The organism is Flavobacterium sp. UBA5153 (assembly GCA_002413745.1).
Taxonomy (GTDB): Bacteria; Bacteroidota; Bacteroidia; order Flavobacteriales; family Flavobacteriaceae; genus Flavobacterium.
The window spans coordinates 1-10,993 of record DHXP01000010.1 but is presented as its reverse complement, the minus strand read 5'-3'; the positions used below and the strand labels follow the sequence as shown (position 1 = coordinate 10,993).

At 34.6% G+C, this 10,993-nt stretch carries 10 protein-coding genes and 1 tRNA gene; all 11 read left to right on the top strand.

Annotated features, from left to right (window positions below; all coding sequences use genetic code 11):
* The 11 genes from B2145_RS02180 (at position 1) to B2145_RS02130 (ending at position 10,903) form a co-directional block, all read left to right on the top strand.
* Entirely contained in the window at positions 1–642 is a 642-nt protein-coding gene (locus B2145_RS02180; RefSeq protein ID WP_291097652.1) for a LolA family protein, read from the top strand.
* Between the two features lie 6 nt (positions 643–648).
* Entirely contained in the window at positions 649–2,082 is a 1,434-nt protein-coding gene (locus B2145_RS02175; protein ID WP_291097651.1) for an LptF/LptG family permease, read from the top strand.
* Between the two features lie 11 nt (positions 2,083–2,093).
* Positions 2,094–3,227: a 3,4-dihydroxy-2-butanone-4-phosphate synthase gene (gene ribB / locus B2145_RS02170; protein ID WP_291097650.1), complete on the top strand. Its 1,134-nt coding sequence runs from the start codon at positions 2,094–2,096 to the stop codon at positions 3,225–3,227.
* A gap of 168 nt (positions 3,228–3,395) precedes the next feature.
* Positions 3,396–3,483, top strand: a tRNA-Ser gene (locus B2145_RS02165).
* Positions 3,484–3,741: 258 nt separating this feature from the next.
* Positions 3,742–4,992 (top strand): site-specific integrase, encoded by a 1,251-nt coding sequence (locus tag B2145_RS02160; protein ID WP_291097649.1) that lies wholly within the window; start codon positions 3,742–3,744, stop codon positions 4,990–4,992.
* Between the two features lie 91 nt (positions 4,993–5,083).
* Complete coding sequence (locus B2145_RS02155) at positions 5,084–5,917, top strand: RteC domain-containing protein (protein WP_291097648.1); 834 nt, start codon at positions 5,084–5,086, stop codon at positions 5,915–5,917.
* Between the two features lie 123 nt (positions 5,918–6,040).
* Positions 6,041–6,316, top strand: coding sequence for a helix-turn-helix domain-containing protein (locus B2145_RS02150; RefSeq protein WP_291097647.1), 276 nt, complete (start codon positions 6,041–6,043; stop codon positions 6,314–6,316).
* 76 nt (positions 6,317–6,392) lie between these two features.
* On the top strand, positions 6,393–7,250 hold the full coding sequence (locus B2145_RS02145; protein WP_291097646.1) for a transcriptional regulator: 858 nt from the start codon (positions 6,393–6,395) through the stop codon (positions 7,248–7,250).
* Between the two features lie 64 nt (positions 7,251–7,314).
* Complete coding sequence (locus B2145_RS02140; protein WP_291097645.1) at positions 7,315–7,923, top strand: ATPase; 609 nt, start codon at positions 7,315–7,317, stop codon at positions 7,921–7,923.
* Between the two features lie 105 nt (positions 7,924–8,028).
* Positions 8,029–8,682, top strand: a complete 654-nt coding sequence (locus B2145_RS02135; protein ID WP_291097644.1) for a hypothetical protein — start codon at positions 8,029–8,031, stop codon at positions 8,680–8,682.
* A gap of 256 nt (positions 8,683–8,938) precedes the next feature.
* The gene (locus tag B2145_RS02130; protein ID WP_291097643.1) at positions 8,939–10,903 is read left to right on the top strand and encodes a tetratricopeptide repeat protein; all 1,965 of its coding nucleotides are present in this window, start codon (positions 8,939–8,941) and stop codon (positions 10,901–10,903) included.
* Positions 10,904–10,993 lie beyond the last annotated feature (90 nt).

Here is a 10,993-nt window from a genome sequence, read left to right as displayed (position 1 = left end):
ATGAAAAAGTTTCTTCAAATTACTGCCTTACTACTTTTTAGTTTTTCAATTCAAGCTCAGGATAAAAAGGCAAAGGATCTTTTGGATCAAGTAACATCAAAAGTAAAAAGCTATGATAATATTGTAATTGATTTTAAATATACTTTGAATAATGCCAAAGAAAACATCAATCAAGACAGCAAGGGTAATGTAACGATGAAAGGCAATCAATATGTTTTAAATTTTATGGGGGTTACCAAAATTTTTGACGGAAAGAAAAGTTACACCATTGTTCCCGAAGATGAAGAAATTACGATTTCCACGGTAAACGAAAAAGACGACAATACCATCACACCCTCAAAAATGTTGACTTTTTTTAATTCTGGTTATAAATGCACGATGGATATTTTACAGGATGTGAAAGGAAGAAAAATTCAATATATTAAGCTCGTTTCAATAAATCCAAAAGACCAGAGAAAAGAAATATTACTGGGAATCGATGCACGAACCAAACATATCTACAATTTGATTGAAATGGGCAAAAATGGCACAAAAACCACATTAACCGTTAATTCTTTTAAAACCAATCAACCATTGTCAAAAAATCAATTTACATTTGCAGAAGGTAAATACCCAAATTACTACATCAATAAATTAGATTAATTCTAAGTGAAAATTCTTGATAAATATTTATTAAAAACGTTTTTGACTACATTTACCATGGTATTTGTAATCCTTTTTTTTATATTCATACTGCAAACCGTTTGGTTATTCATAGCAGAATTAGCGGGTAAAGATTTAGATTTAATAATGATCATCAAATTTTTATTGTTTGCAATGCCTCGAATAATCCCGCTGGTATTACCATTATCCGTTTTACTTGCTTCGATAATGACTTTTGGAAATTTGGCTGAAAACTATGAATTTGCAGCCATGAAATCTTCCGGCATTTCACTTCAAAGAGCTATGAAAAGCTTGACCTTTTTTATATTATTATTAAGTATAGTAGCCTTTTTTTTTTCCAACAGTGTTATTCCTTACGCCGAATATAAATTTATCAATTTTAGAAAAAATATAGCACAAGTAAAACCTGCGTTGGCTATTGCCGAGGGTCAGTTTAGTAATGTGGGCTTTTACAATATCAAAGTCAATAAAAAATCAGGTAAAAACGGGAACACATTAACCGGTATTACCATTCATAAAAAATCAGTTCTTGGTGATGGCAGCAAAACAGTAATAAAGGCCAAAAACGGTGAATTAATAAGCAGCGAGAAATCCAGCACTCTCCAATTGGTATTGAATGATGGCTATTATTATGAAGATCTTGTTCCCAAAAAATATGAAGATCGGAATAAAATTCCATTTGCTAAAAGTTCATTCAAAAAATACATCATTAATATTGACTTATCAAAATTGAACTCGGCAGATGTAAATGACGCAAGTATTACAAATACTAATACCATGCTCAATATAAGTGAATTAAATTACACATTAGATTCATTACATAAAAATTTAAATACTGATATTATATCTTTTTCAGAAAACAGTAATCAACGAATTGGAATTCTCAGGAATAACAAGATTGAACCTCTCAAAAAAAACAAAAAGCTTCCAAATGATTTATTGACATTATTCAATAATAATCAAAAATTGGAAATCTTAAAAATCGCCAATAGCAACATTACAAGTACCTTGTTTTCAATTGATGCAACAAAAACAGAGTTGGAAAATAAACAAAAAAACATCAACAATCACTTATTGGCATTCTATGACAAATTTGTAATTGCATTTGCCTGCTTCCTTATGTTTTTTATAGGAGCCCCATTGGGTGCCATTATTAGAAAAGGAGGGCTTGGCTTACCGATTGTTTTTGCAGTTTTAATTTTCATTTCATTTCATTTCATAAATACTTTTGGTAAAAGAATTTCACAAGAAGATGAATTATCGCCATTTATGGGGGCATGGATGTCCTCTATAATTCTATCACCACTGGCTATTTTATTAACTTATAGGGCTACAAACGACATTGGATTAATAAATTTAGATGTCTTTTTAGCTCCCTTTCAAAAAATATTTCAAAAAATATTTCCATCACAAAATTAAACACTACCTATATGGCCACAGCTAAAATACAAATCAACACCATTGAAGAAGCCATCGAAGATATTCGCCAAGGGAAAATAATAATCGTTGTTGACGATGAAAATCGGGAAAACGAAGGCGATTTTCTTGCGGCAGCCGAAAAAGTAACACCTGAAATGATCAATTTCATGGCTACTCACGGTAGAGGGTTGATTTGCGCACCATTAACTGAAAGTCGATGCAAAGAGTTAGGATTGCACGTAATGGTCACCAATAATACCGATCCAATGGAAACGGCTTTCACGGTTTCCGTCGATTTAAGAGGTAGCGGTGTAACAACGGGGATTTCGGCGGCAGATAGGTCCAAAACAATTTTAGCTTTGGTCGACTCCAAAACCAAGCCACATGAATTGGCCCGACCAGGTCACATTTTTCCATTAATTGCCAAACAAGGAGGGGTTTTAAGACGCACGGGACATACCGAAGCCGCTATAGATTTTGCTAGACTGGCGGGCTTCAAATCAGCTGGAGTGATTGTCGAAATCATGAATGAAGACGGAACAATGGCGCGTTTGCCCCAATTAGTTAAAGTAGCCAAAAAATTCAATCTAAAAATAGTTTCTATTGAAGATTTAGTCGCTTACCGCATGCAGCACGATAGTTTAATTGTGAAGAAAGAAGATTTTGATATAGAAACCCGTTTTGGAACATTTAGATTAAGAGCTTACGAACAAACAACAAATAAACAAATTCATATCGCATTGACGAAAGGAACTTGGAATTTAGGAGAATCCATTTTAACGAGAATCAATTCATCTCAGGTGAATAATGATTTGTTAGGCACTTTGACTAATAATGCTGACCAACAACTCGATGATATGTTCAAAGTTATCAATGAACATGGAAAAGGTGCAGTAATTTTTATCAACCAAGATATGCAATCTGTCAATTTGCTTAGTAGAATATCAGAACTGAAAACATTACAAACGCAAGGAGTCATGAAAGCTCCAAAAATTGTAATTGACAGTAAAGATTTTGGTATTGGCGCACAAATTCTCCATGATATAGATATTTCAAAAATCAGATTGGTGTCTAATACAGAACAAACAAAACGGGTTGGAATGATAGGATATGGCCTTGAAATCAAAGAATATGTAAACTATTAAACTTATTTATCTAATTTTTGAAACATTAAGTTTTGATTAAAACCAAGAGAATGAAACGATTAATAAACAGTCGATAAAATAGGTGCTATTTTTATAAAAATAGTTTTTGTAAAACAAAAAAAGGTTCTTATATTTGCAACCGCATTCAGGAAATGAATGTGACATACTGGAGAAATGGCAGAGCGGTCGAATGCGGCAGTCTTGAAAACTGTTGACTGTAACAGGTCCGGGGGTTCGAATCCCTCTTTCTCCGCCAGTAGAAATACAAAACGAAGCAAACCCCACTAAATTCAAGGATTTAGGGGGGTTTTTTCATTTACGGGCAACCAAATTATATATTAAATCTCAAAACTTAGGTGTCTTTTGAGGTGTCACTAAAATAATTATTTTGAAGTGACACCTGTCTCAAAAGTAACCTGACCATCAAGGTGTTCAACAACCTAGGCAAAATTTGAACATCTTGTTTGCAATCATTTTAAAGTTTAAATTTAATAATAACTAAAAGGTTACCATTATGAATACTACCACATCCATTCTCTTTTATATTAAGAGATCCAAAGCTAATGTTGATGGCATCTGCCCTATTTATGTGCGTGTGACAATTCTAACCCAACGTTTTGAATTTAGCAGCAACAAGTATATTGATTCCGAAAGATGGTCTAGTGAAGGGTCGAAAGTGAAGGGTTCCAATGAGGATACCCGTTCAATAAACAGTCATCTTGATAATATAAAAAGCAAAATATTTGATGCTGAAAAAAGATTATACAAGAAAGACATCATTTTAACATCCATTAATCTTAAAAATGAATTATTCGGTATCACTGAAAACAAAAGAATGCTCATTCCTATTTTCAAGGACCACAACAACAAAATCAAGGAATTGGTTGGCAAGGAGTATGCTCCCGGAACGCTAGAACGCTACAACACTTCGTTGAAACACACTAAAGAATTCCTGGAATGGAAATACAAAATATCCGATATTGAAATCTCTAAAATAGATCACGCATTCATTACGGAATATGAGTTTTATTTGAGAAGCGTTCGGAATTGCTGCAATAACACGGCGGTGAAATACATCAAGAACTTCAGTAAAATAATCAAAATCTGTCTGGACAACGAATGGATTGACAAAAACCCGTTTGCAAAATACAAAGCAAAAGTCAAGGAAGTGGAAAGGGTGTATTTGTCCGAACAAGAAATTCAAAGCATTATCAACAAGGATTTCAAAACAGAAAGACTGTCCCTGGTACGCGATATCTTCCTATTTAGCTGCTTTACCGGCTTGGCGTACATTGATGTCAAAAACTTGACTAAATCCCATATAAGCATTGGCATTGATGGTGAAAAATGGATATTCACCCACCGCCAGAAAACAGAAACAGCCTCGAAGATTCCTGTTTTGCCTTTTACCCAAATGATTATCGACAAGTATGAAGACCATCCTCAAAGCAACTTTCAAAACAAATTGCTCCCAATTTTGAGTAACCAGAAAATGAATGAGTATTTAAAAGAAATTGCCGGTGTTTGCGAGATTGAAAAAGAACTAACCTTCCACATTGCCCGTCATACTTTTGCGACCACGGTGACGCTCACCAATGGCGTACCAATTGAAAGCGTGAGTAAAATGCTGGGACACAAAAACTTGAGCACTACCCAACATTACGCCAAGGTTTTGGATAAAAAAGTAAGTGAGGATATGAAAATGTTAAGGGATAAATTCGCTTTAAAAACAAATACGGAACAACTGAAAAACACACAACCCTAAACTGCTTTTTTTATATTTTTTTTTGGAAAGTATTGATTTAGTTTTAGATACTGGTATTAAAATTAATTAATACTAACTAAAACAAATTTTAATGATACAATTCAGTCGCAAAGTACTTTCCGAATTGGAGGAAGAGTTACAAGTATTATCATTTGACTATGATAATCCAATCGTAATGTGTGAAAAATCTACCCAAACAACGGTCAAACATTTATATGTCCTTAAAAAATTCATTCTCGACAATGGGTTTGAAACCCTTGAAAATGAAATTTTATTTTTCAAAACAATCAAACCAAAGTTTACCTCAAAATTAATTTACTTCAAGAAAGTAAGAAATCTCGAATCCAGAAAACCACAAGGAAGTAAACGCATTATCCGGAAATACCTCGATAATGAGTTAAACAAACTCAACAATTATTTTTCGGAAAATATGGAGTTTTATAATTACTACCGGACAGGTAGTGAATTCATAGACCACAAAATTTTCATCAGAAATAATGTTGAAATCAACTACAATCTGGAATATTTTTATTTTGAATTAGATCACCGCTTCGCAACCTCTCATGACTTCAAGGTAGCTGCCATACTGGGCAATGAAAACTTTCAAAAGTACATTGAAAACAAAATTGCCAACTTATCCAACAGAAAACCCATAGAAATTAAACCTCAAATTGAACTGCCTACAATGAAATGGACCGAAAGTAAATCAGCTATTATTGAACTTATTTATGCCCTGCATACCCAAAAAGCGTTCAACAATGGAAAAGCAGACATAGTAGATATTGCCAAACATTTTGAAATCATGTTTGAAATCAATTTAGATGACATTTACCAGGTCTCCAATGAAATTAAAAATCGTAAAATAAACAAAACCAAGTTTTTAGATCTCTTAAAGGAAAATCTCAAAAAAAGATTTGAAGAATAAGACTACAATTAATAAGTTTTAATACGTTTTAACTAAAAAAATCACCCAACCTTCACCCTACTTGGGTGATTTATAATTTCTATTGCATTTCATTTGCTTCATAACTAATTAATAAACAGCAATATGGAATCTAACCAACAAAATCTATTCAGCAAACAACCCCTTACGCAAAGTGATTTACAAGAATTCAAAAACAGTCTTATTATAGAACTCAAAGAATTGATTCTTCATAAGTCTGAACCCAAAAAATGGATGAAATCGGCAGAGGTACGAACCTTGCTGAATATTTCCCCCGGGACTTTGCAAAACTTCCGCATCAACGGAACGCTAAACTTCAACCGAATTGGAGGAATCATCTACTACAAATACGAGGACATCCTAAAGATTCTCAATCAATAGACCCAAAAAATTCCTTTTCAATACACTACTCACCTTCATCTCGAGCGCAGTCGAGAGAAACAACTAACTCCTAAAAATGAATTACATCAAACACCTCACTGGGTTTTTCAATCGCATTGCCCTTGAAAAATCGCTCAACCCCACCCACATCAGCCTATACATTACCATTTTCCAATTTTGGAATGTAAACAGATTCAAAAATCCTATAACTGTCACCCGATACGAAATGATGAAAGGAAGCAAGATTTCTTCGAATGCAACTTATCACAAATGCATCAAGGAATTACAACGATTGGGGTATTTAGAGTACATCCCTTCATTCAACCCCTATTCAGGAACCTTAATTACGGTGCATGATTTCTCGGAAGCCGGCAAATCAAAATCCTTTAATAATGAAGCAACCTGTTCAAAAAATGAACGAACCACACCAAAAAATGAACAAGTCATTGGTCAGGCTGCTGTACAGGTTGATAGTCAGCTCTATATATATAATAAAAAAACAATTAAAAACAATAAAAACATATATATAGAACCCGAGTTTCAAATTTTGAATGATACTTCTCTTTTAGAAAATCAAAAAAATGAAAAAGAAAAAAGTTCCGCGAAAAAAGAAAAAGACAAATCTGGCATTTCGTTCGAAAATGCGAAACCTTCATTGGAATTTGTCAAAGAATATTTCAAGTTCCAGGTATACTCTGAATTCGAGGCAGAACGATTTTTCAACTACTATTCCAGTAATGGTTGGCTCATTGGTGGCAAAACAAAAATGAAAGACTGGAAAGCTTCAGCTCGTAACTGGATGCTGAACATTACAAAATTCACCGTGAACATTCCACAAAACAATAACATTCCACAAAACAATTCTGGCAAAGAACTGCCTAGAGCCAATAATTTGCATACCCTAACCGATAAAAACTACGCCGAACCATTGTAAAAACCATAACTGCCCTGACTCCCTCTCCTTCGGAGAGGGTTGGGGTGAGGAAAACCCAAAGCCTATGACCCAATACAACTACCCCGAAATAATCACCTGGCTCGAGCAAAAAGGAAAAAAGGACTTTGGCGAAAAATTCCACTTTCTCGAGCAGGACATAACCAATATCACGAAATTAACCTCCTATTTCCTCGAGGACGAAACTACTGCAGCCAAATTCGAAATAGATCTTACCAAGGGAATTCTGCTTTCGGGTCCAGTTGGTTGCGGCAAAACGACCCTGATGGCGATTATGAGATACGTGCCGCAGGCACCGAAAAAGTTCTTTCTGAAACCCTGTCGCGATATCAGTTTTGAATTCATCAAGGATGGCTATGAAGTAATCCATCGTTACAGCCACGGACACAACACCCATGCAGAACATAAAAACTACTGCTTCGATGACTTGGGCACCGAAAAGAACCTCAAATACTTCGGAAACGAGTGTAATGTAATGGCAGAGATAATACTCTCCAGATACGACATTTTCATCTCCAAGAAAATATACACCCACATCACTACCAACCTATCCGCCTCCGAAATAGAAACCGCCTACGGCAACCGAGTCCGCTCTCGTCTCCGTAATATGCTCAACCTCATTGCCTTCGACAAAAGCACAAAAGACAAAAGATAATGAAACCTTTACCCTATCCCTATCGAAAAGCACTCCTAATTCCCCTCTTGAGAGGGGCTAGGGGTGTGTAACCCTTAAACAATTAACCGATTAACCTTTTTACCCATGAAACAAATCACCACCTTCTGGAACTACTTCGAAAAAAACGAACAAGTAATCTTGAACGCGATCCTGCTTGGAATCAACACCGACGAAGTTTTCTCCCAAATAAAACATAAACTAGACTGTGTTTCTAAAAGAATTGGATTTGTAATTAAAGCTCCATTGACAATCAATGATAAATTCATAATAATTTTCACAGGAGGCGGATACCGCAAATTATTCCCTAAAATCATCGCTTTCGAAGAACAGGCGCCACCATTGAAACACTTCACCGCTCAGGCTTTTATAAAACCATTGCAAAATACTACTAAATACATAAACGGTACAGACGAACCCTGCAGTTGCAAAAACTACGAGATCAAAATCAGTGAAATACAAATGGCATTATTGGATTACAATATCGCAACCAAGCAAATAAAAATTAATTTGTACATACCCTATTACAACGAAATCAAGCAATTCGATGACCTAAAATCAAATATCGATTGGATCGTGATGCAAATCATTGGTGAAATAGCCTTCCGCAAACACATCAAACAAATCCAGCTAAACCAAATGCCTTTGGAACCAATTGGCCTGTTAAGTTTGATGGAACTTCCGGATTTTATTGAATATCTGTATAAAATTAATTCAAGGAAGAAAACCAGACAGGTATAGCATATTGGGGTATTATGTCCATTGAAGCCTTTTTTTTCATTTCAATAATCTTTTCAAAATGAAATTATAATTCTAAAATGAGGAAAACCGTAAAACAGTACAATTTTAATGGTTTAATTTTGAAATCAACTTTCAAAAATAATTTTCAAATAGCTAGTAAAACTTTGTATAAAGATTGTAAAACCTGTTCATTATTTGAATAGGTTTATACTATTAAAATATATAAATTTACGTTTTTCATTTTACTACCAAATTAATGCAAATAGTCCATAAAATAAACGATTTCCTATATGCCATCTTTCCAGAGTTGGAAAATGCCGATGAAAATGAAATCATAATTGCAATTCAAAAATATTACACCTATGGTCCATTTGTACCAAAGATTACAGTAAATAATGACATTGTAACTATCGATGTCGACACAGAAACCATACAAACACAAGATGCCGATTACAATAAAACAGTAGCTTTATGCGAAAAAGGCAAGTTTGACGAAGCCAAAATTATCCTGGAAAAACTCATTCAAAAAAATCCTTCCAACTCTGAATATCATAGAATCCTCGGGCAAATTCTATCCGAACAAGGCGACCAGGACGAAGCCATAAACGCATTGATTGATGCTTTACGATGGAATTCCTCAAACGGTTGGGGATTACTGATGATGGGAAACATTTTTGCCAGGCACAAGAAAGATTTAAAAACAGCAATGATTTATTACGATCAGGCAATACTGGCAAACAAGGCAGATCATATCACTTTAGCAAACGTAGCCTACCTGCTGTTTCAAGATAATAAACCGGAAGAAGCTAAAAAATACGCTTGGGAAGCTGTAAAAATTAAAGAGGATTACCCGAACACCCATTTTATACTTTCACTCATTGCTGAAAAGGAAAACGACTTACATTCTGCTTTCTACAGCACAATCCAAGCGATTAAATTTTCCACACAAAAAGATGCGTTATACCAAAATGCAGTAAAACAAGCCTTTGAAACAGCTAATAAAATCGCGGGAGATTTTGATGGTAAAAAAATATTCTTCAAATACCGAAGCCAACTAGAAGCAGAAGGTGGAACAGAAATAGACATTGTTGTCGATGACGAAATCAAAACAGCAGCCAAAGTAGAAATTGCAGAAAGATACAATCGCAACAAACACATAGTAAAATACAAAAGCACCTATCCGGCTGTAGAACATTTAGTGATGCACGAATTGGTACATTTAGATTTGGTAAACCAAGCCCGAAAAGAAAACCTGAACCAAGTATTCATATCAACCCTACAAAACAAAAACAATTTTATTGAGACCATTCTTCCGGCAATCGATAATTTAAAATCTAAAATAGTAGATCCATCCACGATAGACTTTTTCATTGAAAGTGTATTTAGTGGCCTAAACTTGCAAACCTACAATACCCCTATCGATGTATTCATCGAAGATTTTCTATACAAAGAATATGCAGAGCTAAGACCATTCCAATTCCTGTCATTATTCGGTATGCTTCAAGATGCAATAAAGGCGGTTACTGATGAAAGAATTTTAGACATTGCACCACAGAGTGTAATCTCAAAAACAAGAACTTTCAGTTTGATTAACGCTATGCAATTCAAGGAATTATTTGGTATTGATACCATTCAGGAATTCAAACCAACTCCGGCTGAACTTAATCTGGCAGAAACATTCTACAAAGAATTTATCGAATACCGCGACGACCGCAAACCAGGTGAAGAATACGAGTTGATAAAGCATTGGGCACAAGACCTTGGTTTAGACACATTTTTCGAACTTGAAAGCGAAGCCAAATTCGAAACTAAAAACAATATTGATGATTTCTTGAACAAATTACAGCAAGACCCTTTCGGACTGGAAGAACCAGAAGACCCATTTCAAAAAAGAGAAATGGAAAAATTCCAAAAACACCAAGAAGAAATTGGCATCAATATGGCCATCGTGATGTTTATGGTCGAAGCGCTTAATCATTTCAAAGAAAAAAATACGGAAGACATAAAACAAGCAGCATTCGAACTGGCAATGTTAGGAACACAAGGAATTGATCCCAACAAAAAAGATTACATCATTTTAAGTATAAACAACAAACGATTTTCCGGAAATCAAGTCTTGGCCTTTTATTATGTTTCTTGGGCATTAGCAATGCCGGAGCAAGTGCAGCACCTTGGGTTAGATTTTGGTAAAGAGTTTGAAATGGCTAAGAAATTATCTTAAACATAGTATCAAAAATGATAGAAATTGAAAAATATGATTTTTCTTTTACTGCATCTTCATTACGATTAAATGAAATGATTTTAGTTGCTA

Bases quoted from the DNA above. Each gene is read 5' to 3' on its own strand.
- B2145_RS02145 (WP_291097646.1), top strand. From the start codon at position 6,393: ATGAATTACATCAAACACCTCACTGGGTTTTTCAATCGCATTGCCCTT.
- B2145_RS02180 (WP_291097652.1), top strand. From the start codon at position 1: ATGAAAAAGTTTCTTCAAATTACTGCCTTACTACTTTTTAGTTTTTCA.
- B2145_RS02160 (WP_291097649.1), top strand. From the start codon at position 3,742: ATGAATACTACCACATCCATTCTCTTTTATATTAAGAGATCCAAAGCT.
- ribB (WP_291097650.1), top strand. From the start codon at position 2,094: ATGGCCACAGCTAAAATACAAATCAACACCATTGAAGAAGCCATCGAA.
- B2145_RS02140 (WP_291097645.1), top strand. From the start codon at position 7,315: ATGACCCAATACAACTACCCCGAAATAATCACCTGGCTCGAGCAAAAA.
- B2145_RS02130 (WP_291097643.1), top strand. From the start codon at position 8,939: ATGCAAATAGTCCATAAAATAAACGATTTCCTATATGCCATCTTTCCA.
- B2145_RS02150 (WP_291097647.1), top strand. From the start codon at position 6,041: ATGGAATCTAACCAACAAAATCTATTCAGCAAACAACCCCTTACGCAA.
- B2145_RS02155 (WP_291097648.1), top strand. From the start codon at position 5,084: ATGATACAATTCAGTCGCAAAGTACTTTCCGAATTGGAGGAAGAGTTA.
- B2145_RS02135 (WP_291097644.1), top strand. From the start codon at position 8,029: ATGAAACAAATCACCACCTTCTGGAACTACTTCGAAAAAAACGAACAA.